The sequence below is a fragment of the Aliiroseovarius salicola genome (genome assembly GCF_027891095.1).
In the GTDB taxonomy this organism is placed as follows: Bacteria; Pseudomonadota; Alphaproteobacteria; order Rhodobacterales; family Rhodobacteraceae; genus Aliiroseovarius; species Aliiroseovarius salicola.
In genome coordinates, this window is the sequence record NZ_JAQIIO010000003.1 from 413,364 (window position 1) to 436,695 (window position 23,332).

General features: G+C 57.1%; 25 protein-coding genes and 1 pseudogene. 21 read left to right on the top strand and 5 right to left on the bottom strand.

Going from position 1 to position 23,332, the window contains the following annotated elements:
- Positions 1 to 100 precede the first annotated feature (100 nt).
- Together O2N63_RS08160 and O2N63_RS08165 are read left to right on the top strand one after the other, a co-directional pair.
- The gene (locus tag O2N63_RS08160) at positions 101 to 493 is read left to right on the top strand and encodes a hypothetical protein (protein WP_271053754.1); all 393 of its coding nucleotides are present in this window, start codon (positions 101 to 103) and stop codon (positions 491 to 493) included.
- A 68-nt stretch (positions 494 to 561) separates the two neighbouring features.
- The gene (locus tag O2N63_RS08165) at positions 562 to 2,130 is read left to right on the top strand and encodes an AMP-binding protein (RefSeq protein WP_271053836.1); all 1,569 of its coding nucleotides are present in this window, start codon (positions 562 to 564) and stop codon (positions 2,128 to 2,130) included.
- Between the two features lie 9 nt (positions 2,131 to 2,139).
- Here the strand turns inward: O2N63_RS08165 and O2N63_RS08170 are convergent, their stop codons facing one another.
- From O2N63_RS08170 to glmU, 4 genes are read right to left on the bottom strand one after another with little or no spacing between them, the layout of a single operon-like run.
- Positions 2,140 to 2,904: a DNA alkylation repair protein gene (locus O2N63_RS08170; RefSeq protein ID WP_271053755.1), complete on the bottom strand. Its 765-nt coding sequence runs from the start codon at positions 2,902 to 2,904 to the stop codon at positions 2,140 to 2,142.
- Entirely contained in the window at positions 2,901 to 3,449 is a 549-nt protein-coding gene (locus O2N63_RS08175) for a pyridoxamine 5'-phosphate oxidase family protein (protein WP_271053756.1), read from the bottom strand. The genes O2N63_RS08170 and O2N63_RS08175 overlap by 4 nt, the downstream gene beginning before the upstream one ends.
- A gap of 17 nt (positions 3,450 to 3,466) precedes the next feature.
- Positions 3,467 to 5,287, bottom strand: coding sequence for a glutamine--fructose-6-phosphate transaminase (isomerizing) (gene glmS / locus O2N63_RS08180; RefSeq protein ID WP_271053757.1), 1,821 nt, complete (start codon positions 5,285 to 5,287; stop codon positions 3,467 to 3,469).
- 1 nt (position 5,288) lies between these two features.
- Complete coding sequence (gene glmU, locus O2N63_RS08185; RefSeq protein WP_271053758.1) at positions 5,289 to 6,644, bottom strand: bifunctional UDP-N-acetylglucosamine diphosphorylase/glucosamine-1-phosphate N-acetyltransferase GlmU; 1,356 nt, start codon at positions 6,642 to 6,644, stop codon at positions 5,289 to 5,291.
- A 144-nt stretch (positions 6,645 to 6,788) separates the two neighbouring features.
- Here glmU and O2N63_RS08190 point away from each other — a divergent pair, with 144 nt between their 5' ends.
- Both O2N63_RS08190 and O2N63_RS08195 read left to right on the top strand, forming a co-directional pair.
- The gene (locus O2N63_RS08190; protein WP_271053837.1) at positions 6,789 to 7,466 is read left to right on the top strand and encodes an HAD-IA family hydrolase; all 678 of its coding nucleotides are present in this window, start codon (positions 6,789 to 6,791) and stop codon (positions 7,464 to 7,466) included.
- Between the two features lie 51 nt (positions 7,467 to 7,517).
- A pseudogene (locus O2N63_RS08195) lies at positions 7,518 to 7,658 on the top strand (aminotransferase); the annotation flags it as partial.
- A gap of 4 nt (positions 7,659 to 7,662) precedes the next feature.
- Here the strand turns inward: O2N63_RS08195 and O2N63_RS08200 are convergent.
- Positions 7,663 to 8,562: a LysR substrate-binding domain-containing protein gene (locus O2N63_RS08200; protein WP_271053759.1), complete on the bottom strand. Its 900-nt coding sequence runs from the start codon at positions 8,560 to 8,562 to the stop codon at positions 7,663 to 7,665.
- A 120-nt stretch (positions 8,563 to 8,682) separates the two neighbouring features.
- On the opposite strand from O2N63_RS08200, the gene O2N63_RS08205 reads away from it, so the two are divergent.
- From O2N63_RS08205 to O2N63_RS08285, 17 genes are all read left to right on the top strand, one after another.
- Entirely contained in the window at positions 8,683 to 8,916 is a 234-nt protein-coding gene (locus tag O2N63_RS08205) for a hypothetical protein (RefSeq protein WP_271053760.1), read from the top strand.
- 225 nt (positions 8,917 to 9,141) lie between these two features.
- On the top strand, positions 9,142 to 10,302 hold the full coding sequence (locus O2N63_RS08210) for an isovaleryl-CoA dehydrogenase (RefSeq protein WP_271053761.1): 1,161 nt from the start codon (positions 9,142 to 9,144) through the stop codon (positions 10,300 to 10,302).
- Entirely contained in the window at positions 10,302 to 10,841 is a 540-nt protein-coding gene (locus O2N63_RS08215; RefSeq protein ID WP_271053762.1) for a lysozyme inhibitor LprI family protein, read from the top strand. The genes O2N63_RS08210 and O2N63_RS08215 overlap by 1 nt, the downstream gene beginning before the upstream one ends.
- Positions 10,838 to 12,442, top strand: a complete 1,605-nt coding sequence (locus O2N63_RS08220; RefSeq protein ID WP_271053763.1) for a carboxyl transferase domain-containing protein — start codon at positions 10,838 to 10,840, stop codon at positions 12,440 to 12,442. Before O2N63_RS08215 ends, O2N63_RS08220 begins: the two co-directional genes overlap by 4 nt.
- 101 nt (positions 12,443 to 12,543) lie before the next feature.
- Positions 12,544 to 14,478 (top strand): acetyl/propionyl/methylcrotonyl-CoA carboxylase subunit alpha, encoded by a 1,935-nt coding sequence (locus O2N63_RS08225; RefSeq protein WP_271053764.1) that lies wholly within the window; start codon positions 12,544 to 12,546, stop codon positions 14,476 to 14,478.
- On the top strand, positions 14,471 to 15,157 hold the full coding sequence (locus O2N63_RS08230; protein WP_271053765.1) for a glutathione S-transferase family protein: 687 nt from the start codon (positions 14,471 to 14,473) through the stop codon (positions 15,155 to 15,157). The genes O2N63_RS08225 and O2N63_RS08230 overlap by 8 nt, the downstream gene beginning before the upstream one ends.
- An 8-nt stretch (positions 15,158 to 15,165) precedes the next feature.
- A complete protein-coding gene (locus tag O2N63_RS08235; protein ID WP_271053766.1) occupies positions 15,166 to 16,023 on the top strand; it encodes a hydroxymethylglutaryl-CoA lyase in 858 nt (285 codons plus the stop codon).
- Positions 16,024 to 16,025: 2 nt separating this feature from the next.
- A complete protein-coding gene (locus tag O2N63_RS08240; RefSeq protein WP_271053767.1) occupies positions 16,026 to 16,811 on the top strand; it encodes a crotonase/enoyl-CoA hydratase family protein in 786 nt (261 codons plus the stop codon).
- Positions 16,812 to 17,164: 353 nt separating this feature from the next.
- Entirely contained in the window at positions 17,165 to 17,530 is a 366-nt protein-coding gene (locus tag O2N63_RS08245) for an NADH-quinone oxidoreductase subunit A (RefSeq protein WP_271053768.1), read from the top strand.
- Positions 17,521 to 18,054, top strand: coding sequence for a NuoB/complex I 20 kDa subunit family protein (locus tag O2N63_RS08250; RefSeq protein WP_271053769.1), 534 nt, complete (start codon positions 17,521 to 17,523; stop codon positions 18,052 to 18,054). The genes O2N63_RS08245 and O2N63_RS08250 overlap by 10 nt, the downstream gene beginning before the upstream one ends.
- Before the next feature lie 3 nt (positions 18,055 to 18,057).
- Positions 18,058 to 18,666, top strand: a complete 609-nt coding sequence (locus O2N63_RS08255; RefSeq protein WP_271053770.1) for an NADH-quinone oxidoreductase subunit C — start codon at positions 18,058 to 18,060, stop codon at positions 18,664 to 18,666.
- A complete protein-coding gene (locus O2N63_RS08260; RefSeq protein ID WP_271053771.1) occupies positions 18,663 to 18,803 on the top strand; it encodes a hypothetical protein in 141 nt (46 codons plus the stop codon). Before O2N63_RS08255 ends, O2N63_RS08260 begins: the two co-directional genes overlap by 4 nt.
- Entirely contained in the window at positions 18,803 to 20,023 is a 1,221-nt protein-coding gene (locus tag O2N63_RS08265; protein ID WP_271053838.1) for an NADH-quinone oxidoreductase subunit D, read from the top strand. Before O2N63_RS08260 ends, O2N63_RS08265 begins: the two co-directional genes overlap by 1 nt.
- Positions 20,023 to 21,150: an NADH-quinone oxidoreductase subunit E gene (locus O2N63_RS08270; protein WP_271053772.1), complete on the top strand. Its 1,128-nt coding sequence runs from the start codon at positions 20,023 to 20,025 to the stop codon at positions 21,148 to 21,150. Before O2N63_RS08265 ends, O2N63_RS08270 begins: the two co-directional genes overlap by 1 nt.
- A gap of 21 nt (positions 21,151 to 21,171) precedes the next feature.
- Positions 21,172 to 21,399 carry a DUF5337 domain-containing protein gene (locus tag O2N63_RS08275; RefSeq protein ID WP_271053773.1) on the top strand — a complete coding sequence of 76 codons (228 nt, stop codon included), beginning with the start codon at positions 21,172 to 21,174 and terminating at the stop codon, positions 21,397 to 21,399.
- 6 nt (positions 21,400 to 21,405) lie between these two features.
- The gene (gene nuoF / locus O2N63_RS08280) at positions 21,406 to 22,701 is read left to right on the top strand and encodes an NADH-quinone oxidoreductase subunit NuoF (RefSeq protein ID WP_271053774.1); all 1,296 of its coding nucleotides are present in this window, start codon (positions 21,406 to 21,408) and stop codon (positions 22,699 to 22,701) included.
- A 145-nt stretch (positions 22,702 to 22,846) separates the two neighbouring features.
- Positions 22,847 to 23,257, top strand: a complete 411-nt coding sequence (locus O2N63_RS08285) for a DUF5333 domain-containing protein (RefSeq protein ID WP_271053775.1) — start codon at positions 22,847 to 22,849, stop codon at positions 23,255 to 23,257.
- Positions 23,258 to 23,332 lie beyond the last annotated feature (75 nt).

The following is a 23,332-nucleotide window of genomic DNA, read 5'->3' on the forward strand; positions in this document are numbered from 1 at the left end:
TATGCGTCACGTTCACCATATGAAAAACTATGTTTTACTCCCCGCAATTGGGCTTGTCCTCTCAGGATGTGCCGGAATTGAAATCCCTCAATTTCTTCCGATGCCATCTGATCCGGATAGAACTTCGGCGCCTGTTTCCTCAACCGCGCCACCACCGCCGGTGGAGGGGGTGACTGTTGAAGAGTTGAGTGCGGTAGGCCCTGAAGACGTGCAGGGGTCAGCAAGTGCATCTTCGGCCTCTGATGGCGTGATTGGCACCACGATTGCCACTTTGGGTAACGCAACTGATCCCGGTTTCTGGATGGAAACCCCATTGGTTGCGACGGTCAGGGAAGGGCGGATCAAATCCAATGTGACCGGCCGTACCGTCAAGGTCACCTTGCGTCCGATACCGGGGCCGGCGGGGGCTGGTAGCCGGATATCTCTATCAGCGCTGCAATTGTTGGATCTACCCTTGGATGGTCTTCATAAGCTTGAGGTGTCTGGCCTGTGACAACAGACCAATGGCTTGCTGAAGGTCGGGCGCGAAAACAAGTGCGCCGCTGGGCGAGCTGGGATGATATGCGGGCCGAGTTTTCGTGGGACATCCCCGATCACCTCAATATCGCAGAACGCTGTTGTGACAGCTGGGCAGCGATGGATCCCGCGCGGGTTGCCCTGACCCACGTTACACAGGATGGCGTCGCCAGAGAGTGGAGTTTTGGCGAGCTTCGCGACTTGTCTGACCAATTTGCAACTGTGTTGCAGGGGTCCGGTGTGACCAAAGGTGACCGCGTTGCGGTGTTGTTGGGGCAGGGGCCAGAGGTTCTGGTTGCACATTTTGCGGCTTATAAAATTGGTGCAGTCGTGCTGCCGCTCTTTACACTATTTGGGGTGGAAGCTCTGCGTTACCGGCTTTCGGACAGTGGGGCGAAAGCGGTGGTGACGGACGCTGAAGGCATGATCAAACTGTCTGAGATTCGCGAGGATCTTCCGGGTCTAACGCGTGTGTTCGTGACTGATGATGTCGCTGGAACAGCAAGCTTTTATGATTTGATCAACGCAGCAGAGCCGCTGAGTGAGCGCGTGATGACAAAAGCCGAAGACCCGGCGCTGATGATCTACACGTCCGGTACAACCGGTGCGCCCAAAGGGGTGTTGCACGCGCATAGGTTCCTGTTGGGGCATTTGCCCTGTGTCGAAACCTACAACCCTGATTTTCCGCAGGCGGGGGACAAGGGTTGGACGCCTGCGGATTGGGCCTGGATCGGCGGGCTGATGGATCTGGCCATTCCGTTTCTTTACTTCGGTATTCCCATCGTCAGTCACCGGATGCGCAAGTTCGAGGCAGACGCGGCCTACCGCCTGATCGCTGATCATAAGGTCCGCAACCTTTTCCTGCCGCCAACTGCACTGAAACTGATGCGACAGTCGGGTGCTGTGCCCCCAGAGGTGGATATTCGGTCCATCGGGACCGGCGGGGAAAGTCTTGGGACAGAGCTTTTGAGATGGGCGCGTGGGGCCCTGAAGGTGGAGCTCAGTGAGTTTTACGGCCAGACCGAATGTAATCTGGTTGTGTCCTCTGCGGCCGGGGCGATGACGGTAAAGCCGGGGTCAATGGGGCAACCCGTGCCCGGTCACGATGTGACGGTGATTGATAAGAACGGCCAAGAATGTGCTCCGGGAGAAATGGGGGAGATTGCGGTGCGCGCGCCAGATCCGGTCATGTTTTTGCGCTACTGGAACCTGCCAGAGAAGACGCAAGATAAGTTTCAGGGGGACTGGATGCGCACCGGTGATCTCGCCGTGCGCGATGCATATGGATATCTGACCTTTGCCAGCCGCGATGACGATGTGATTACCTCAGCAGGTTATCGCATTGGCCCGTCCGAGATTGAAAACTGCCTGATGGCCCATCCCGATGTGGTGATGGCCGCCGTAATTGGCGTGCCGGATGATCTGCGCACCGAAATCGTCAAAGCCGTTGTGGTGCTGCGCCAAGGTTGTGATGCCACAGGCAAGGATCGGGAACTTATTGATCTTGTGAAATCCCGGATCAGCCCGCATGTGGCACCACGCATCGTGGAATTCGCAGACGCCCTGCCGATGACAGCCACCGGCAAGATCATGCGGCGTGAATTGCGGGGCTAACCTAGTAATTTACTCTTCCGTTGCTGAATCCTGAGGCTCTGAGGTGTCGATCTCTTCAACTGGTGCAGGCACATCCTCCGGTGTGAAACCGATATATTTTCCGGCTTCCTTTACAGCGAAATCTTTCATGATGTGACCGTGTTCCATGAGGAACTCCCGCACACGGTCCGGGTCATGTTTCGACAGATCTCGCAGCCACCAAGCCACAGCCTTTTGCATGGCGCCATGCTTTAGGGTGGCCGCTGAGGCAACCCAGCCCAAGATCCGCTCACGTGCCTCGCGTTCCTCGGGTTTCGGATGGTTCTGCTTGGTCCATGGCAGGGTGATTACCAATGCGGCCCGCCGGATCCAGAGTGTGTCGGGCCACGGTGCCGCCTCAATCCATTCCTCAACTTCGTCAAGACGTGTGGGATCAGCCACGAGGCGTTTTTGCCCCGCCATGCAAGCGTGATCGGCAATGGCCCAGCTGTCGAACTGTGGCACCCAGCTTTTGATCAACTCCCAAGTGGCGTCATCCGGGCGAATGCGCGCTTGTGTCAGCAGCTTCGCAGCCGCGATACGTGCCTCGAAAATATCTGTGTTCCAGAGTTCATCTGCCAGGGCCACACGCTCATCCACACTCAACTCTTTGCGCCAGGTTTTGGTCAGATCATTGAGTGTCGGGTTCGCTACGCCCAATACTTCGCGGGTCTGTTTGTGATAGGTGGCACTTTCCACCGCCCGTTTCGGGTCGATATGCGCGCGTATCGCGTTCAGGGCGTCATCGATGGTCATTCATTATCTCCAAGGACGCCAGTGGGCAGCCCATCAATTGTTGCGGTGTTTTTTGCGGCCCAGTAGTCTTCGACCGGTTCTGGTTTGGCTTTTAAGGCGGGCAACAGGATGTTCCGGTCACCGGTCAGTTCCATTTGCGGAACGGCATAGCCGCAGGAGGTCTGCACCATCTCAACCTGCATATCGTAGATCTGTCGTGCTGCGTAGTCTTCCCCAAATCGGGCAATCAGTTCGTTCCAGTTATCATCCCGCGGGTGAAGTGTCCGCGCAGTGCCATAAGCGCGCAGGATCTGAGGGCGTTTGCCAAAGCTGCACCACATCAGGGTCATCCGATTGAGTGCGCGAAGGTGCCCCGCCGTTTCATTGCCCGACCCCGTGTAGTTCAGCCAGAGGATCCGGTTTGGTCCCATGACGCGAAGGCTGTCCATCCCTTTGGGCGAGACATTCACCCGCCCCTCGGGCGCTGCTGTGCCGGTAAAGAACATGGGTTGTTCTTCGATAAAGGCGCGGTGGCTATCTTCGATCTTGTCAAACTGTTTCGCCATGAAAGGCTCCTGTCCGGTTATTCCACTGTGACCGATTTTGCGAGGTTGCGCGGCTGGTCAACATCCGTGCCTTTGGCAATGGCGGTGTGATAGGCGATCAGCTGCGCCGGAATTGCATAAAGGATCGGCTGCAACAGCTCAGGTGCTTCTGGCATGGTGATGGTATTCCACACACCGTCACCGGCGCTGTCCGCTGCTCGAACATCCGAGATAAGCAACACGCGACCACCACGCGCCATCACCTCCTGCATGTTCGAAACAGTCTTGTCGAAAAGCCCGTCATGGGGTGCCATGACCACAATTGGAGTATGCTGGTCGACCAATGCGATTGGGCCGTGTTTCAGCTCGCCTGATGCATAACCTTCGGCGTGGATATAGCTGATTTCTTTCAGCTTTAACGCACCTTCCAGCGCGAGTGGGAACATTTGTCCGCGACCGAGGAATAAAACATCCCGTGCCTCAGCCAGCTTGGTTGAGATTTTTTGGGTGATGTCGTCAATGGACAAGGCTGCTGACATCAATCCAGGCAATTGCCTCAGCTCGGCCAGCTTCCCGGCCAGCACATCGGCACTCATATGACCGCGTTGGTGGGCTGCCTTCAGCGCCATAATGGCGAAGCTGGTAAGCTGCGCAGTGAAGGCTTTCGTTGAGGCGACGGACACCTCGACACCTGCATGGATTTTAACCGCCACGTCACTTTCACGGGCAATCGAGCTTTCGGGGACGTTGATCAGGCTGATGATGTGATCGGCTTTGTCGCGAGAGTAGCGCAGGGCGGCAAGCGTGTCAGCGGTTTCCCCGGACTGGCTGACGAAAAGCGCTGCGGTGCCGGGGCTGAAGGGCGCTTCGCGATAGCGGAATTCAGATGCCACGTCGATATCCACGGGCAGGCGGGCATAGTGTTCAAACCAATATTTCGCGGTGAGACCCGCGTAATAGGCCGTGCCACAGGCAACAATGGACAGGCGGTCGATTTTTGAAAAATCGACCGGGCCAAGATCCATGGTGATCTGATCGTTCTGCACATAGGCTGACAGGACTCCCCCAACCACAGTGGGCTGCTGGGCGATTTCTTTCGCCATGTAGTGCTTATAGCCGCCTTTTTCTGCCATGCTGGCATCCATGCGTACCTGTTTCATGGGCCGATTGGCATGTTGGTTCCGAGCGTCAAAAATTTCGGCTCCCGCGCGGGTGATCACGGCCCAGTCCCCTTCTTCAAGATAGGTGACTTTGTCGGTCATCGGGGCAAGTGCTATGGCATCAGATCCCACGAACATTTCACCGTCCCCATGGCCGATGGCCAGCGGGCTGCCCCTGCGGGCCGCGATTATCAAATCGTCTTGCCCATCAAAGAGAAAACAAAGTGCAAAAGCTCCGTCCAGCCGCGCCAGCGTGGCCTTGACGGCTTCAACCGGGGACACCCCTTTTTCCAGATGGCTTTGCGCCATCAGGGCAACGGTTTCCGTATCGGTTTCGGTGCAGAAGTTGATGCCTTCTGCTGCCAGTTCTTCACGCAGTTCGCGGAAGTTTTCGATGATCCCGTTATGCACCACCGCCACAGGACCCGCGCGATGTGGGTGGGCGTTGTCGGTTGTGGGGGCGCCATGGGTGGCCCAGCGGGTGTGACCGATCCCGGATTTGCCTTGCAGCGGATTATGCACAAGTTCATCGGAGAGGTTTACCAGTTTGCCCACGGCGCGGCGGCGGTCTAGCCTGTTGTCTTTGTTGACCGTGGCAATGCCCGCACTGTCATACCCGCGATATTCCAGCCGTTTCAGCGCTTCGACCAAAATCGGAGCGGCTTCGTGATTACCCAATACGCCGACAATTCCACACATATCAGTTTGCCCCCTGTTTGCGGGCTTTGAGAGCCTTGAGTTTCTTGAACAGTTTCACCGCCAAACCCGGTTTGATCTGCTGGTCTGCCCGCGCGATCGACAATGCGCCATCCGGGACATCTTTTGTAATGGTCGAGCCTGAGGCCGTCATCGCCTCATCTCCTACCCGCACCGGGGCCACAAGCATCGTATCCGATCCAATAAAGGCACGGTGACCAATATGGGTGTGGTGTTTCATCACCCCGTCATAGTTGCAGGTCACGGTGCCCGCACCCAGATTGGCCTCGTCCCCGACGAACGCATCACCTACGTAGGACAGGTGATTGACCTTTGCCCCTTCACCAATCTGCGCGTTCTTGATTTCTACGAAATTTCCGATCTTGGCGCCATTTGCCAGTTCCGCCCCAGGGCGCAGTCGCGCAAAGGGACCAACGATAGATCCGGCAGACACATGGCAGCCCTCGAAATGGCTGAAGGCGCGCAGGCGCGCACCACTTTCCACGGTCACATCAGGCCCGAAATAGACGTTGGGTTCGATAAACGCATCGCGGCCGATGACCGTATCGAGCGAGAAAAACACGGTGTCTGGGGCTTGCAAAGTGACGCCGTCTTCCAGCGCCTCTGCGCGACGGCGGGCTTGGAACAGCTCTTCTGCGGCAGCCAGTTCCGAGCGAGAGTTGATGCCCAGTGTTTCGGCTTCATCACAGCTTACGGCCACAGACTTCAAACCACGCGAATTGGCCACAGCAACGATATCAGGGAGGTAGTATTCGCCGGCCGCATTGTCATTGCCAACATTGTCGAGCAGGTCGAACAGAAGCCCGGCATCCGCAGCCACAACACCGCTGTTGCAAAGGGTGATGGCGCGTTCTTCTTCCGTGGCATCCTTGTATTCCACAATGCGTGACAGCTGCCCATTTTCAACCACCAGACGCCCGTAACGCCCGGGATCAGCGGCTTCAAACCCCAAGACAACAATATCTGCCCCGTCACGACGGGTCATTGCCATCTCTTCAAGGGTCTCTGCACGAATGAAGGGTGTGTCGCCATAGAGCACAAAGGCATCGCCTTCAAATCCGGCCAGCGCGTCCTGAGCCTGAAGCACAGCATGCCCGGTGCCAAGTTGTTCGTCCTGAACGGCAATTGTGATGTCTGGGTCAATATTTTCGGCGGCTTTCTGAACAAGATCAGCGCCATGCCCCACAACAAGAACAGTTCGATCGGCATTCAGCTCGCGGCCAGACCCCAGAGTATGCGCAAACAGGGGCGCATTGCCAACCTCATGCAACACCTTCGGAAGGTCTGATTTCATGCGCGTGCCCTGGCCTGCGGCGAGGACGATCAAAGCTGTTGTCATATCGATCTGCTCTTTTAAATCCGTTCATCCCGTTTTACCTCTTGGGAAAACCCCTGCAAGGGGGCAAGGTTCAATTAACCTTACCATGGGTTACAAAACGAAGCAGAGTAAGGCAGGGGGCGGCAGGGAATTGCCGATATCATGATGCAGACCGTGATTTTTGATCTGGACGGAACACTGGCGGATACCTCTGGCGATCTGATTGCTGCGGCCAATGCCTGTTTTCAGGCGCTTGGCCATGGTGAAGTGCTCGACCCGTTGGCGGATGCGCTGACAGCCTTTCACGGCGGGCGGGCGATGTTGACACTTGGGTTTGAGCGCTTGGGGGTAGACACATCGGATGTGGTCGACCGGGAGTTCCCAAATCTTCTTGTGCACTATGAGCAGGGGATTGATCGGCACACGGTGCTTTATCCCGGCGCAATTGATGCTGTGGAGAGGCTGCGGGCAAATGGCTACGCCGTCGGGATCTGCACCAACAAACCCGAAGGGCTGGCCGAACTGCTGCTTATGCGCCTTGGGATCCGCGACCTGTTTGGATCTCTGATCGGCGCGGATACATTGCCAACTCGAAAACCGGATGTGGCGCCGTATGCAGCTTCGGTGGAGAGGGCTGGGGGCGTGGTCGGGAAATCCCTGATTATCGGAGATACAGTGACCGACCTGAACACAGCGCGGGCAGCGGGTGTTCCCTGCATCCTTGTGGGGTTCGGCCCTGAGGGTAGCGGCGTTGCGCGCTTGAACCCCGATGCGCTTTTGGATCACTACGACGGTTTGGATCAGATCGTTGCCCGTCTGATAGGACATCCGGTCTTGGTATAAGATAGGACCATTTTGATGAGCGAGGTTTTTTGCCGGTAATTTCACCCGACTTCGCCCAACCTGCCGCAGACCGACCGCATTCTGCGCGCTGTGCTGGATCTGCGGCTTCCGCTGACTTTCAGTCTTGAAGACTGCGCCCAGATTGCCCGGATCATTCGAGCTGAGATCTCATCGGCTTTTCAACGAACCTGACGGGTCACTGAGTTTTTTCGTCGCCTAGAATTTCACTTTTCAACCATTCTGCAAAGGCAAGGATCCGCGGGTCGGGATGTGGTGTTTCCGGAAAGACCAGATACATCCCGCGGGGGCTGGGAATGGTCATGGGGTGAAGACGCAGAAGCTGCCCCTGCGCCTCGTCCGTCTGGGTCAGGCGCGCATCCGCCAGCGCCACACCGTTGCCGGACAAGGCCAGGTCGAGCATCCTCGCACGGTTCTTGTATTCGACGCTCATGAGCTGTGGCACCTCTTCCAGCCCTGCCGCCAGAAACCAGTCATGCCAGTCCGTTTCACGCCCCTGAATGTAACCAAGCGTCAGTTTTGCGATCTGATCTGGAGGAAGGGGGAAGGGTGCCCCATCCACATAAGATGGCGCACAAACCGGTCCGATCCTGTCCCCGTGAAGGTGTAGGGCTGTCAGCCCCGGCCAATTTCCATCGCCATAGCGAAGGCCTGCCTCCAGATCATCGGATTGAAAATCAACTAGACGATCCTCGAACATCAACTGGACCTTTAGGTCCGGATATAGATCGTGAAACCGGGAGAGCCGTGGCAACACAAGGCGGTTGGTATAAAAGGGGGCCGCCGAAATTCTCAAGCTGCCGGACATTTTCCGGGAAGCCATGTCTGTTGTCGCGGTTTCCAACTGGTCCAGCGCCTGCGTGATGGTTGGCGCGAGCTCAGCCCCGACTGGTGTCAGCCTGACCTCTCGCGTGAGGCGACGGAATAACTGCACCCCCAGATGCTCTTCCAGCGCCTTGATCTGATGGCTCACCGCTGCCTGTGTGACGCATAATTCATTCGCGGCCTCTTTAAAACTTTGATGACGCGAGGCGGCTTCAAAGACGCGCAGTTGGTTCAGGTTCGGCAATTTACGCATGTTACATACCTTAGAAAATCTAAAGTATCATGTGAAAAACCATCGTTTGTTGTCAAATCCACCATTCGGTTAAGCTCTTCTCAGGCGCCTCGAATGAAACACTGTCCCGAGGAGAATGACATGGCACATCAACCAAAAACGCAGCTGACACTGAGTGAATATGACCTGATGTTGTTGCGCAGTGGATTTATCCTGCCGGGGGATCACCGCTATCTGACGCTGGGAGAGCGCATTCCACTGTCGCGATTAAAACCGGTTTTTGGTCAAGTGATGCATAAGATTGCAATGTGGCTTCACGCCATCGCTGACCGGATTGATGTGAAGTCATCCCGATCCGAGACAGCGGCACTTTGACTGCGTAAAATCATATCTGACATTGAATTGGAGCGGGAATTGCCCGCTCCTTTTGTTGGTTATCGAGAGGCTGGCTGTGCTCTCAGCTGATCTTCGTATGTTTTTGCGACGCTGCGTCCCCATTGACGCGAATCTCCCGCTTCGTCTAAGAACTGAACAACCGTTCAATAATGGGCAAGAGACATATACGACCGGCAGACCCGGCCATATTCAGAGGATCCAGCCATGTTCATGCAATCTATGAATTTCGACCTTGGGGAAGACGTCAACGCACTGCGTGAGATGGTACATCGTTTTGCGCAGGAACGGATCAAGCCGATCGCGGAACAGGTCGACAAGACCAATGAGTTTCCGAACGAGCTGTGGAAAGAGTTTGGTGATCTGGGCCTGCTGGGTGTGACCACTCCCGAAGAATATGGCGGATCGGACATGTCCTATCTGGCCCATGTTGTGGCGGTGGAAGAGATTGCCCGAGCTTCGGCCTCGGTCTCGCTGTCCTATGGCGCGCATTCGAACCTCTGCGTGAACCAGATCCGCCGCAACGCCACCGACGAACAGAAGGCGAAATACCTGCCGAAGCTGTGTTCGGGTGAACATGTGGGCGCATTGGCCATGTCCGAAGCGGGCGCTGGCTCGGATGTCGTGGGCATGAAACTGCGGGCGGAAAAGCGCAACGGCTACTATGTTCTGAACGGCACCAAGTTCTGGATCACCAACGGCCCCGACGCCGATACCCTTGTGGTTTACGCCAAGACCGACCCGGATGCTGGCGCGAAGGGCATCACCACCTTCCTCATCGAAAAAGACATGAAGGGCTTCAGCACCTCCCCGCATTTCGACAAGCTTGGGATGCGCGGCTCCAATACTGCTGAACTCATCTTCGAAGGCGTGGAAGTGCCGTTTGAGAACGTGCTGGGTGAAGAGGGCAAAGGCGTTGCCGTTCTGATGTCCGGGCTGGATTATGAACGCGTCGTGCTCTCGGGCATCGGCACCGGCATCATGGCCGCCTGCATGGATGAAATCATGCCTTACCTGAAAGAGCGCAAACAGTTTGGCCGCCCGATTGGCGACTTCCAGCTGATGCAGGCCAAGATCGCCGATATGTATACCGCGATGAACTCGGCCCGCGCTTATGTCTACGAGGTTGCCAAAGCCTGTGATCGCGGTCAGGTGACACGCCAAGACGCCGCTGCCTGTGTGCTATACGCCTCCGAAGAAGCAATGAAACAGGCCCATCAGGCTGTACAGGCCATGGGTGGCGCCGGCTTTATGAACGAAAGTGCCGTCTCGCGCTTGTTCCGTGACGCCAAGCTGATGGAAATCGGCGCCGGCACCTCGGAAATCCGCCGTATGCTGATCGGCCGAGAGCTGATGGCGAACCAGTAATGACGCGCTGGGCGATCATATGCGCCCTGACCTGTGTGGGGGCTCCGGCCCTTGCACAGGACGTCATTTATTCGTTTGACGCGACAGTGAACTGTCTTGCGGAAAAGGGCGAAGAAGGCGAAGCGCATCAGTGTTTTGGCACATCTGCGAATGCCTGTATGGAAACAACCGACGGTGGTTGGTCCACGTTGGGCATGGTGCAATGCCTTGATGCTGAGTTGAAAGACTGGGATCGCCGATTGAACACCGCTTACGGGCTGTTGATGAAACACAGCAAAGAAGTTGATGCGGAAATGGCTGAATGGGGCTCAAGCGCCCCCAGTCAGGCGGAAGCTCTGCGAAAAATGCAGCGCGCCTGGATCCCCTTCCGCGATGCCTCCTGCGAATACGAACGCTCGACCTGGGGGGGCGGCACGGGCGGCGGACCGGCCAGCTTGTCCTGCTTTTTACACCTGACCGCCCAACAGGCCTGGTCCTTGGAAAAGAACGTTGAGGCTTATGAAGCTGCGACCTGCAACCACGAAGGATGCACAGAATGAAACTGAACTCACAAGCGATGCCGGGATCAGAGGCCTATAAAGCCAATCGTGACGGACATTTGGAGGCGCTGGATGTGGCAGCGGCTGCTGCCGAAAAGGCGATGCAGGGGGGCGGGGAGCGCTCTCGCGACCGCCATCTGTCGCGCGGCAAAATGCTGCCCCGCGACCGCGTATCGAACCTGTTGGATCCGGGCAGCCCGTTCCTCGAAATCGGCGCGACGGCTGCCCATGGTATGTATGACGATGCCGCCCCCTGTGCAGGCGTGATCGCCGGGATCGGGCAGGTGCATGGTCAGGAAGTGATGATCGTCTGTAATGATGCCACCGTAAAAGGCGGCACCTATTACCCGATGACGGTGAAGAAACACCTGCGCGCACAGGAGATTGCCGAGGAATGCAACCTTCCCTGCATCTACCTTGTGGACAGCGGCGGAGCGAACCTTCCGAACCAGGACGAGGTGTTCCCAGATCGCGACCATTTCGGCCGCATCTTCTACAATCAGGCGCGCATGTCGGCCAAGGGCATCCCGCAGATCGCCGTGGTGATGGGGTCCTGCACCGCTGGCGGCGCTTATGTGCCCGCCATGTCAGACGTGACCATCATCGTGAAAGAGCAAGGCACCATCTTCCTTGCCGGTCCTCCGCTGGTGAAGGCGGCAACCGGTGAGGTCGTGTCCGCCGAAGACCTTGGCGGCGGTGACGTGCACACCCGTCTTTCTGGCGTGGCCGACTACCTTGCCGAAGACGACGCCCACGCGTTGGCGCTCGCCCGACGGGCCGTGGAAAGCCTGAACCGCGAAAAGCCTTTCACGGTGAAATGGCAGGAACCGGAAGAACCGCTTTATGATGCAGAAGAGCTGCTGGGCGTAGTCCCCGCAGATTTGAAAACGCCTTACGACATCCGCGAGGTTATCGCCCGCATCGTGGATGGTTCACGTTTCGACGAATTCAAACCGCGTTTCGGTGAAACCATCGTCTGTGGCTTTGCCCATCTGATGGGCTGCCCAATTGGCATAATCGCCAACAATGGCGTGATTTTCTCGGAAGCCGCACAAAAAGCCGCGCATTTTGTCGAGCTCTGCTCGCAGCGCAAGATCCCGCTGGTGTTTTTGCAAAACATCACCGGCTTCATGGTCGGCCGTAAATATGAAAACGAAGGCATCGCACGCCATGGCGCCAAGATGGTGACCGCCGTGGCGACCACCTCAGTGCCGAAAGTGACCATGGTTGTGGGCGGCTCTTATGGCGCGGGCAACTACGGCATGGCCGGTCGCGCCTATCAGCCGCGTTTCATGTGGACCTGGCCGAACTCGCGCATCTCGGTCATGGGCGGCGAACAGGCGGCGGGCGTGCTCGCCACCGTGAAACGTGACGGGATTGAACGTAAAGGCGGGGAATGGTCAGCTGAGGAAGAGGCAGCCTTCAAACAGCCCACTATTGACATGTTCGAAGAGCAATCCCACCCGCTCTATGCCTCTGCCCGCCTTTGGGATGACGGGGTGATCGACCCGCGCAAATCGCGCGAAGTGCTTTACCTGTCACTCCTTGCCGCCCTCAACGCTCCGATCGAAGACACCAAATTCGGCGTATTCAGAATGTAAGCCAGAGAGGGAAGGCCTGTTCTTCCTCTTGCCATAAATATCCTCGGGGGTCCGGGGGCAGACAGCCCCCGGTTCCGCCGCCCGAAAAAAGGAACAAATAGATGTTCAAGAAAATTCTGATTGCCAACCGGGGCGAGATCGCTTGCCGAGTGATGGACACCGCCCGCAAGCTGGGTGTGGCAACAGTGGCGGTTTATTCCGATGCGGATGCAAACTCCCGCCATGTAAAGCTGGCCGATGAGGCAGTTCACATCGGCCCACCGCAGCCCGCCGAAAGCTATCTTCTTGGGGATCGCATTATTCAGGTGGCGCTGGAAACTGGTGCGCAGGGCATCCACCCGGGCTATGGCTTTCTCTCTGAAAACCCCGACTTCGTGGACGCGGTTGAACAGGCGGGTCTGACTTTCATTGGTCCGTCTGCCGACGCGATCCGCAAAATGGGTCTGAAGGACGCAGCCAAGAAGCTGATGGTAGAGGCAGGCGTTCCAGTTGTGCCTGGCTATCATGGCGAGGATCAGGACCCGGCGCTGCTGGCATCCGAGGCTGAAAAGATGGGCTATCCGGTTTTGATCAAAGCCGTCGCAGGCGGTGGCGGCAAAGGGATGCGCCGTGTGGATGATCCCAAAGACTTCGCCGACGCGCTCGCCAGCGCACAGGGTGAAGCACAGACCGCTTTCGGCAATGCCGATGTTTTGGTTGAGAAATATATCCTCAGCCCGCGCCATATCGAAGTGCAGGTCTTTGGTGATGGCACCCATGCGGTGCACCTGTTTGAACGCGACTGTTCACTGCAGCGCCGCCACCAAAAAGTGATCGAAGAAGCACCTGCGCCGGGCATGACCGAAGAGGTGCGTGAGGCAATGGGTATGGCGGGTGTACGCGCCGCTGAAGCCATTGGCTACAAGGGTGCAGGCACGGTGGAATTCATCGTGGACGGCGCAAATGGTCTGCGCACCGATGGGTTCTGGTTCATGGAAATGAACACGCGCCTGCAGGTGGAACATCCCGTGACCGAAGAAATCACTGGTGTGGATCTGGTCGAATGGCAGTTGCGCGTTGCCTCGGGGGAAGGTCTGCCCAAGCAGCAGGACGAACTCTCGATCAACGGTCACGCGTTTGAGGCGCGACTGTACGCAGAGGATGTGCCGAAGGGCTTCCTTCCTGCCACCGGCACACTGACCCACCTGAAATTCCCCGAAGGCGCACGCGCCGATACCGGCGTTCGGGCCGGGGACACGATCAGCCCATTTTACGACCCGATGATCGCCAAGCTGACCGTGCATGCGGCGACCCGTTCGGCGGCGCTCCGCATGATGTCGACGGCGCTTGCCCACACCGAAGTGGCGGGCTCGGTGACGAACCTCGCCTTTCTCGGTGCCCTGACCCGGCATGATGGATTTGCGGTGGGGGACGTGGACACGGGCCTCATCGACCGCGATCTTGACGCGTTGATTGACGAACCGGGCCCGACCATGAGCGATATCGGCGCGGCTGCGCTCTGTGCGCTGGATTTGCTGAAACCCAAAGGCAACGGCTTCACGTTGTGGGGTGGTCTCAACCATTTCGTCACATTGACCCATGCAGACGAGAGCGTGGATGTGGTTGTCACCTCGCGTGGTGCCGATCATCACATTATCACCGTGGGTGAGGAGCAGATCGAAGCCACACGTATTCATGGCCAGTGGAAAATGGGTGGTGATCGCGGCCCGCGCGTGGCCAAGGCGGGCAACGTGGTGACCGTATTTGCGCAGTCTGGACTTGAATTCCATGTTGTTGATCCGCTGGATCAGGACGCAGGAGCCGGGGCGGGCGCAGGGGTGATCGAAGCCCCGATGCCGGGCCTAGTGAAAGCTGTGTTTGCTGAGGCCGGTCAAGAGGTAAAACAGGGCGACCGCCTTGCTATCCTTGAAGCGATGAAGATGGAGCATTCGCTGGAAGCGGCACGCGACGGCGTGGTGGCAGAAGTGCTCTGTGCCGCAGGTGATCAGGTCGAAGCCGGGGCGCCGCTTGTGCGTCTGGAGGAAGAGGATGAGTGATTATCCATTCCGCCTGCACCACGTGCAATATGGCCGCTCGATCCGTGTTCTCTGGCTGATTGAAGAGATCGGGCTGGAAGAAAAGCTTGGGACTCCACTTGAAGTGGTGGATTACCAGATCGGGTCAAAAGAAATGTTCGAGGGGGGGCTGAATAAGGTCTCCCCGGCGACCCGCATCCCCGCGCTGGAACTCGGTGACATCACCATGAGCGAAAGCGGGGCCATTGTTCAGTATCTGATCGAGGAATACGCCCCCAATCTGGGGGTGGCCCCCGGTCAGCCTGGGCGCACGGATTTCCTGCAATGGATCCATTACGCCGAAACCATGGCGAGCCTGATTGAACAGCTCAATCTTCAGATGGTGTTCCTGCGTCCGCCCGCAAAACCCAGCCCGATTGTGATCAAGCTGAATGTGGCCCGGTTGCGGCACACGCTGGCTGGGCTGGAGGCGCGGCTTGCGGGGCGCGATTGGCTTCTGGATCAGGGGTTTTCGGGTGCAGATATCATGCTGGGGTTCAACCTCTTTGCCGCGCCCTACTACGTCAAACTGGACGCGTTTCCCAATATTCTCGCCTATAAGGCACGCATCGAGGCGATGCCATCTTATCAGCGTGTTGTGGCTCGCGAAGGAGAACAGAGATTTTATGCTCAGGATTTCTATCCTGTGCCTGAAACGTGAGGACGCATATGTCTGATTATGTAGAAATCTTCGAAGTTGGCCCGCGTGATGGGTTGCAAAACGAAAAGCGCCAGATCCCGACAGTCGAGAAGATCGCTTTGGTGGACCTGCTCTCCGGGGCTGGTTTCAGGCGGATCGAAGTGGCTAGCTTTGTCAGTCCCAAATGGGTGCCCCAAATGGCCGATAGCGCTGATGTGCTGGCCGGGATCACCCGTGCGCCGGGCGTATCTTATGCGGCGCTCACCCCAAATATGCGGGGCTTTGAGGGGGCTGTGGCCGCCAAAGCGGATGAAATCGCCATCTTCGGTTCCGCCTCAGAAGGATTTTCCAAGGCTAATATCAATTGTTCGATTGAGGAAAGCCTTGAGCGGTTTCAGCCGGTGGCAGAGGCCGCCAAAGCCGCAAATCTGAAAATGCGCGGCTATATCTCCTGCGTGACCGACTGTCCCTATGACGGCGAGACACCACCTGAGAAAGTGGCATGGGTGGCCGAGAAGCTGATCGCGATGGGCTGTTACGAAATCAGCCTTGGTGACACGATTGGCAAAGGGACGCCGGAAACGATTACGCGCATGTTGGATGTGGTTCTGGGCGTAGCCGGGCCAGAGATGTTTGCCGGTCACTACCACGACACATCTGGCCGCGCCTGTGACAATATCGAGGCCTCGATTGAAAAGGGTCTGCGGGTATTTGACGCCGCTGTTGGCGGTCTAGGGGGGTGCCCCTATGCACCGGGAGCACAGGGCAATGTTGCCACCGAAGCCGTCCATGACCGTGTGATAGCACTGGGAATGACCACCGGGTTGGATCGCACCATCCTGGACAAAGCCGCCGACTTGGCGCGGCGTATGCGAGTTGAGGGATAACAATGGGTTACGAAACGATTTCGATTTCAATGGATGAGCGTGGCGTGGCCACCTTGCTTTTGGATCGCGCGGAAAAGCACAACGCTATGTCGGCGCAGATGATCGAGGAACTGACCGATGCAGCCCACAAGCTTGGCGTGGATCACAATGTTCGTGTGGTGATCCTGACCGGTGATGGCAAGAGCTTTTGTGCCGGTGGCGATCTGCGCTGGATGCAGGATCAGATGGCCGCCGATCCGGTCACGCGTGGGGTTGAGGCGAAAAAGCTCGCCATGATGCTCAATGCGTTGAATACCATGCCGAAACCATTGATTGCGCGGGTACAGGGACAGGCCTTTGGCGGAGGGGTCGGTATGGCGTCGGTCAGCGACATCGCTATCGGTGTGGAAGGCGCAAAATTTGGTCTGACCGAAACGCGACTGGGGTTGATCCCGGCCACCATTGGTCCCTATGTCCTGGCCCGTCTGGGCGAGGCGATGGCGCGGCGTGTCTTCATGTCAGCGCGAATTTTTGATGCTGAAGAGGCGGTCACACTGGGTCTCTTGGCAAAAGCGGTGGAAGCAGATGATCTGGACGCAGCGGTGGAAGCCGAGGTGAAGCCATATCTCAGTTGCGCCCCCGGTGCTGTGGCCGAGGCCAAGGCCCTGGCCCGCCGTCTCGGACCACCGATCACCGAAGAGATCATCGATGAGACCATCGCCGGTCTGGTATCGCGCTGGGAAAGCCCCGAGGCGCAGGATGGCATTGCAGCTTTTTTCGCCAAGGAAAAACCTAGGTGGCAAATGTGAATGGAAAGGGGGCGGCCTCAATCCCGAGTGTTTTGCTTGTGATTAGGGCGGGTGAGTCTCTTTTCAACCCCAAAAAGCGACATCGTTGCAAAAAGGAGATGGCCATCACGGCACATCTCCTATTTTTTTGATTAACAGGTGATGAAACTGACCATTTTTGTGGGGTTAAAAAACCTCAAAAAATCTCCGGAAACCCCTGTTAAACAAGGATATGCTTCACAGGTGAGACAATGTGACGGACTTTTATAACACAGTTTGAATAATTGACCCGCTCGGTTGACCCGACAACAGTGCGGCGGTAAACCGCACATAGCTAGCGAAATGTGGATTAAACCACATAAAAGGAGCCACACGTGGAAGACCTTCTCAGGGAATATCTCCCGATCATCATTTTCCTCGGACTTGCCATCATTATCGGTCTCGTACTGATCATCGCTGCCGTTGTCCTGGCTGTCCGCAACCCCGATCCCGAAAAACTCAGCGCTTACGAATGTGGTTTCAACGCATTTGATGACGCACGGATGAAGTTCGACAGCCGGTTTTATCTGGTGGCGATCCTATTCATCATTTTCGATTTGGAAATCGCCTTCCTGTTCCCTTGGGCCGTGGCCTTCAAGGGCGTCGGGCTGGTTGGCTTCTGGTCGATGATGGTGTTCCTCGCCGTGTTGACCATTGGCTTTGCCTATGAGTGGAAGAAAGGGGCGCTCGAATGGGAGTGATGACCGGAGCAAACACGGCGCAGGGCGACCGTGAACACGCCACCCGTCTGCTGAATGATCAGCTGGCGGATAAGGGATTTTTGCTGACCACAACCGATGACATCATCAACTGGGCCCGCACCGGGTCACTGCACTGGATGACCTTTGGTCTGGCGTGTTGCGCTGTTGAGATGATGCATGCTTCGATGCCACGTTATGATCTTGAGCGCTACGGGGTCGCCCCGCGTGCTTCCCCGCGTCAGTCGGACGTGATGATCGTGGCAGGGACGCTGACCAACAAGATGGCGCCGGCGCTGCGTAAGGTTTACGACCAGATGCCAGATCCTCGCTACGTGATCTCTATGGGATCCTGTGCAAACGGTGGCGGCTACTACCACTATTCCTATTCGGTTGTGCGCGGCTGTGACCGCATCGTGCCGGTTGACGTCTATGTGCCCGGCTGCCCGCCGACGGCAGAGGCGCTGGTATACGGCATCCTGCAGCTGCAACGCAAAATCCGCCGCACCGGCACGATTGTGAGGTAAGCGATGAGTGAAGCCCTGAATGAACTTGGAGCGACGCTGGAAGCAAAGCGCCCAGATTGTGTGCTGAGCTGGGAGGTTGCCTATGGCGAGCTGAACGTGAACGTTCCGCTCTCGGCCATCCCTTCCTTCATCGAATTTCTGAAGACTGACAAAGCCTGCAAGTTTTCGAGCCTAGTGGATTTAACCGCCGTGGATTACCCGTCACGCGAAGAGCGTTTCGACGTGGTTTACCACTTCCTGTCGATGTACACCAACCAGCGCATCCGCGTGAAAGTGGCCGTGCGCGAAGAAGAAATGGTGCCCTCGATCACCGAGGTTCACCCCTCGGCGGGATGGTTCGAACGCGAAGTCTTTGACATGTTCGGCATCCTTTTTTCCGGGCACCCGGATCTGCGCCGCCTGCTGACCGACTATGGTTTCCGCGGCTATCCGCTGCGCAAGGACTTCCCGACCACCGGTTATACTGAAGTGCGCTATGACGAGGTCGAGAAACGTGTGGTCTATGAACCTGTGTCACTCACTCAGGACTACCGCCAGTTTGACTTCATGTCGCCATGGGAAGGGGCTGATTACATCCTGCCCGGCGATGAGAAAACCGACGAGGCAAAATGATGGCTCTGCTGATTGAATTCATCGAGCTATTCACAGCTTCGATCCTGCTGCTTGGGGCATCACCCTTTTTTAAAACAAGCTGCGGATCACCTTTTAAGGTGAAAATCACCACGAAAGATTGGGGAAAGCGCCAATGATGGACGGAACCAAAGGCTTCAACGACGCCGAGACCGGCGAACAGAAGATCCGCAACTTCAACATCAACTTTGGCCCGCAACACCCGGCGGCACACGGCGTGCTTCGGATGGTGCTGGAGCTGGATGGTGAGATTGTGGAGCGCGCTGACCCGCATATCGGCCTGCTGCATCGCGGCACCGAAAAGCTGATGGAAAGCCGCACCTATCTGCAAAACCTGCCCTATTTCGACCGGCTCGATTACGTGGCCCCGATGAACCAGGAACATGCCTGGTGTCTGGCCATTGAAAAGCTGACCGGTGTAGAAGTGCCGCGCCGCGGCCAGTTGATCCGCGTGCTCTTCTCCGAGATTGGCCGGATCCTGAACCACCTTCTGAACATCACCACGCAGGCCATGGACGTGGGCGCGCTGACGCCGCCGCTCTGGGGCTTTGAAGAGCGTGAAAAGCTGATGATCTTCTACGAGCGCGCCTGTGGTGCCCGCCTGCATGCCAACTATTTCCGTCCCGGTGGTGTGCATCAGGACCTGCCGCCGGAGCTGATCGACGACATCGAAACCTGGGCCAATGAGTTCCCGGAGAAGATCGCCGATATCGACGGGCTGCTGACCGAAAACCGTATCTTCAAACAGCGTAACGCCGATATCGGTGTAGTGAATGAAGAAGACATTCTGAATTGGGGCTATTCGGGCGTGATGGTCCGTGGTTCGGGCCTCGCCTGGGATTTGCGCCGTGCGCAACCTTATGAATGTTATGACGAATTCGAGTTCCAGATCCCAGTGGGTAAAAATGGCGACTGTTATGACCGTTACCTCGTCCGCATGGAAGAGATGCGCCAGTCGCTGAAGATCATGCATCAGGCGATCGAGAAATTGCGCGCTCCCGAAGGGCAGGGCGACGTTCTGGCCCGTGGCAAGCTGACTCCGCCTAATCGCAGCGACATGAAGCGCGACATGGAAAGTCTGATCCACCACTTCAAGCTTTACACCGAAGGGTTCAAGGTTCCGGCCGGCGAAGTTTACGCCGCTGTGGAAGCCCCGAAAGGTGAGTTCGGCGTCTATCTCGTCTCGGATGGGTCGAACAAACCCTACCGCGCCAAGATCCGCGCGCCGGGGTATCTGCACCTTCAGTCGATGGATTATGTGGCCGGTGGCCACCAGCTCGCCGACGTCGCCGCCATCATCGGCACCATGGATATCGTGTTTGGGGAGATCGACCGCTAATGCTCCGCCGTCTGCATCATGAACAGCCCGAAAGCTTTGCTTTCACCGCCGCCAACCTTGCTTGGGCGGAAGGGCAGATCACCAAATATCCCGAAGGGCGTCAGGCCTCTGCGGTTATTCCGCTTTTGTGGCGTGCCCAGGAACAGGAAGGCTGGCTTTCGAAGCCGGCAATTGAAGCCATCGCCGACATGCTCGGCATGGCCTATATCCGCGTGCTGGAAGTGGCGTCTTTCTACTTCATGTTCCAACTGCAACCGGTTGGCTCCGTCGCTCATATCCAGATCTGTGGCACCACGTCCTGCATGATCTGCGGCGCGGAAGACCTGATTGCCGTCTGTCGCGAAAAGATCGCCGACAAGCCGCATCAACTCTCGGAAGATGGCAAGTTCAGCTGGGAAGAGGTTGAGTGCCTCGGTTCCTGCACCAACGCCCCGATGGCGCAGATTGGCAAAGATTACTACGAAGATCTGACGGCCGAGGGTTTCGCCAAGATGATCGATGAGATGGCCGCCGGTCAGGTGCCGGTACCAGGCCCGCAGAACGGCCGTTACGCGGCCGAACCGCTTTCGGGTCTGACCTCGCTTACTGAATATGATAGCGGCAAGACCAAGTATAATGCGTCTGTGCAGCTTGCGACCGATATCGGTGACAGCATCAAACGGATCGATGGCACCGAAGTGCCGCTCTCGACACCTTGGCTGGGCAAGAACGCCACTGGCACCAAGGCGACCCCGCCGAAAGCTGCCGAAACCGGCAAACCTGCCAACCAGCAGAAAAAACCTGCTGCAAAGAAGGCAAAAGCCGACAAGGCTGAAGCAGCCGCTCCTGCTGCAACCGGTAAGCCGAAAAAACCGCGCACCATGAAAGCGCCGCGCAAGGCGGGTGCCGATGATCTGAAGCAACTCAAGGGCGTTGGTCCGAAGCTGGAACAGACGCTCAATGAGTTGGGTTTCTGGCATTTCGACCAGATCGCCAAATGGGGTGCGGATGAAATTGCCTGGGTGGATGACAACCTGAAATTCAAAGGCCGGATCGAACGCGATGGCTGGATCGAACAGGCCAAGATCCTCGCGGAAGGCGGCGAGACCACGTTTTCGAACAAGGTCAAGAAGGGCGACGTCTATTAAGGACGGGATAAGGGAATGACGATGGCACAAGATCCACAGAACAGCATTGGCCGGGAAGGGCGGTTGGCGGGCATCGTCATCGCCATGACCGGCGCGCTGTGGGTTGGTGCCTCCTGGGTCGGGAAAAGCCTCGATTGGTCCATGCGGACCATGGCTCTGGTGGATCTCATGGCCCTGGCCGGGTTCGTGTTTGGCCTGGTGGTAACATATCGGATCTGGCGCAAATCACGCCAGAATGACGAAGGATAAGAGCGAATGCTGCAGGATAAAGACCGGATCTTTACCAACCTTTACGGCATGCACGACCGTACCCTTGCGGGTGCAAAAGCGCGTGGCCATTGGGACGGCACAGCCGGGATCATCAAAAAAGGTCGTGACTGGATCATTGATCAGATGAAGGACTCGGGCCTGCGGGGCCGTGGTGGCGCGGGTTTCCCGACCGGTCTGAAATGGTCGTTCATGCCAAAAGAAAGCGACGGTCGCCCGGCCTATCTGGTGATCAACGCGGATGAATCCGAGCCCGGCACCTGTAAAGACCGTGAGATCATGCGCCATGATCCGCATACGCTGATCGAAGGGGCGCTGATCGCGTCTTTCGCCATGAACGCCAACACCGCCTATATCTATATTCGCGGCGAGTTCATTCGTGAACGCGAAGCGCTTCAGGCTGCGATTGACGAAGCTTATGACGCGGGTCTTCTGGGCAAGAACGCTGCGAAATCCGGCTGGGATTTTGACCTCTTCCTGCACCACGGGGCCGGCGCCTATATTTGTGGCGAGGAAACCGCTCTGCTGGAAAGCCTTGAGGGCAAAAAAGGCATGCCGCGCATGAAACCTCCTTTCCCGGCGGGCGCTGGTCTTTATGGCTGCCCGACCACGGTGAACAACGTGGAATCGATTGCTGTTGTGCCGACCATCCTGCGCCGAGGCCCTTCGTGGTTTGCAGGGTTTGGCCGTCCGAACAACGCGGGCACCAAACTGTTTGGCATCTCGGGTCACGTGAACAACCCCTGTGTGGTTGAAGAAGCTATGTCGATCTCGTTTGAAGAGCTGATCGACAAACATTGCGGCGGCATTCGCGGCGGCTGGGATAATCTCAAAGCCGTGATCCCCGGTGGTTCGTCGGTGCCCTGTGTAACCGGCGAAAACATGCGCGAAGCGATCATGGATTTTGATTATCTGCGCAATGAGCTGGGCTCGGGTCTGGGTACCGCTGCCGTCATTGTGATGGACAAGCAGACTGACATCATCAAAGCGATTTGGCGCTTGTCGAAATTCTATAAACACGAAAGCTGCGGGCAGTGTACCCCGTGCCGCGAAGGCACCGGCTGGATGATGCGCGTGATGGATCGCCTGATGCGCGGTGAAGCCGAGGTCGAGGAAATCGACATGCTGTGGGACGTGACCAAGCAGGTCGAAGGCCACACCATCTGTGCTTTGGGTGATGCGGCTGCATGGCCGATCCAGGGCCTGATCCGCAACTTCCGCGATGAGATCGAAGATCGCATCCGGGTGAACAAACAAGGTAAAGCCAGCCTCGCGGCAGAGTAATACGGGTAGTAGAGACGTCAGATGACACTGAAGATGCAACCACATAATAGCTTGAAAGCGGGCGAAAATTCGCCCGTCGAAGCTATGTGTTATTGCATGACAGTGGCTGCTCTCCCCATCTCCTTTCTAATGAAAGGAGAGTTTAATGAGTAAACTGACATCACTTCTGGCTGGCCTCTTTTTTGCGGGAACCGCCACGGCGGCAACAGCAGTGGACTATACAGCGATGCGGCAAGATGCCCGCGTGCATGATGAGCTTTTGGGCGCTTCGATTGCCTATCTGATCGATGAGAATTGCCAGGATCTCAAACTGCGCAAATTTCGTCTCTTCAACAAGGCGATGGCGTTGCAGTCTTATGCCCGCGGACTTGGCTACTCTTTCCGCGAGATCACTGCTTACGTGGACAGCAAAATAGAACAGGACCGGTTTCGGGCGATTGCCGAACCGATGCTGGCCGAAATGGGTGCCCGTAAGGGCAATGAAGATAGTTACTGCGCGGCGGGCCGCGCGGAAATGGAAAAGGGTTCTTTTGCAGGCAAGTTGCTGACGGATTGACGTCGCACATTGCAGGCAGGGGCCAATAAAAAGGGCAGGGGGCACAGACCCCTTGCAGAATGAAAAGGGACCGTG

Coding starts and splice junctions, on each gene's coding strand:
- nuoF (WP_271053774.1), top strand. CDS start 21,406: ATGCTGCAGGATAAAGACCGGATCTTTACCAACCTTTACGGCATGCAC.
- O2N63_RS08230 (WP_271053765.1), top strand. CDS start 14,471: ATGAGTGATTATCCATTCCGCCTGCACCACGTGCAATATGGCCGCTCG.
- O2N63_RS08225 (WP_271053764.1), top strand. CDS start 12,544: ATGTTCAAGAAAATTCTGATTGCCAACCGGGGCGAGATCGCTTGCCGA.
- O2N63_RS08165 (WP_271053836.1), top strand. CDS start 562: ATGCGGGCCGAGTTTTCGTGGGACATCCCCGATCACCTCAATATCGCA.
- O2N63_RS08175 (WP_271053756.1), bottom strand. CDS start 3,449: ATGGCGAAACAGTTTGACAAGATCGAAGATAGCCACCGCGCCTTTATC.
- O2N63_RS08250 (WP_271053769.1), top strand. CDS start 17,521: ATGGGAGTGATGACCGGAGCAAACACGGCGCAGGGCGACCGTGAACAC.
- glmU (WP_271053758.1), bottom strand. CDS start 6,644: ATGACAACAGCTTTGATCGTCCTCGCCGCAGGCCAGGGCACGCGCATG.
- O2N63_RS08265 (WP_271053838.1), top strand. CDS start 18,803: ATGGACGGAACCAAAGGCTTCAACGACGCCGAGACCGGCGAACAGAAG.
- O2N63_RS08170 (WP_271053755.1), bottom strand. CDS start 2,904: ATGACCATCGATGACGCCCTGAACGCGATACGCGCGCATATCGACCCG.
- O2N63_RS08285 (WP_271053775.1), top strand. CDS start 22,847: ATGAGTAAACTGACATCACTTCTGGCTGGCCTCTTTTTTGCGGGAACC.
- O2N63_RS08205 (WP_271053760.1), top strand. CDS start 8,683: ATGGCACATCAACCAAAAACGCAGCTGACACTGAGTGAATATGACCTG.
- glmS (WP_271053757.1), bottom strand. CDS start 5,287: ATGTGTGGAATTGTCGGCGTATTGGGTAATCACGAAGCCGCTCCGATT.
- O2N63_RS08190 (WP_271053837.1), top strand. CDS start 6,789: ATGCAGACCGTGATTTTTGATCTGGACGGAACACTGGCGGATACCTCT.
- O2N63_RS08240 (WP_271053767.1), top strand. CDS start 16,026: ATGGGTTACGAAACGATTTCGATTTCAATGGATGAGCGTGGCGTGGCC.
- O2N63_RS08270 (WP_271053772.1), top strand. CDS start 20,023: ATGCTCCGCCGTCTGCATCATGAACAGCCCGAAAGCTTTGCTTTCACC.
- O2N63_RS08235 (WP_271053766.1), top strand. CDS start 15,166: ATGTCTGATTATGTAGAAATCTTCGAAGTTGGCCCGCGTGATGGGTTG.
- O2N63_RS08215 (WP_271053762.1), top strand. CDS start 10,302: ATGACGCGCTGGGCGATCATATGCGCCCTGACCTGTGTGGGGGCTCCG.
- O2N63_RS08260 (WP_271053771.1), top strand. CDS start 18,663: ATGATGGCTCTGCTGATTGAATTCATCGAGCTATTCACAGCTTCGATC.
- O2N63_RS08275 (WP_271053773.1), top strand. CDS start 21,172: ATGGCACAAGATCCACAGAACAGCATTGGCCGGGAAGGGCGGTTGGCG.
- O2N63_RS08160 (WP_271053754.1), top strand. CDS start 101: ATGCCATCTGATCCGGATAGAACTTCGGCGCCTGTTTCCTCAACCGCG.
- O2N63_RS08210 (WP_271053761.1), top strand. CDS start 9,142: ATGTTCATGCAATCTATGAATTTCGACCTTGGGGAAGACGTCAACGCA.
- O2N63_RS08220 (WP_271053763.1), top strand. CDS start 10,838: ATGAAACTGAACTCACAAGCGATGCCGGGATCAGAGGCCTATAAAGCC.
- O2N63_RS08255 (WP_271053770.1), top strand. CDS start 18,058: ATGAGTGAAGCCCTGAATGAACTTGGAGCGACGCTGGAAGCAAAGCGC.
- O2N63_RS08200 (WP_271053759.1), bottom strand. CDS start 8,562: ATGCGTAAATTGCCGAACCTGAACCAACTGCGCGTCTTTGAAGCCGCC.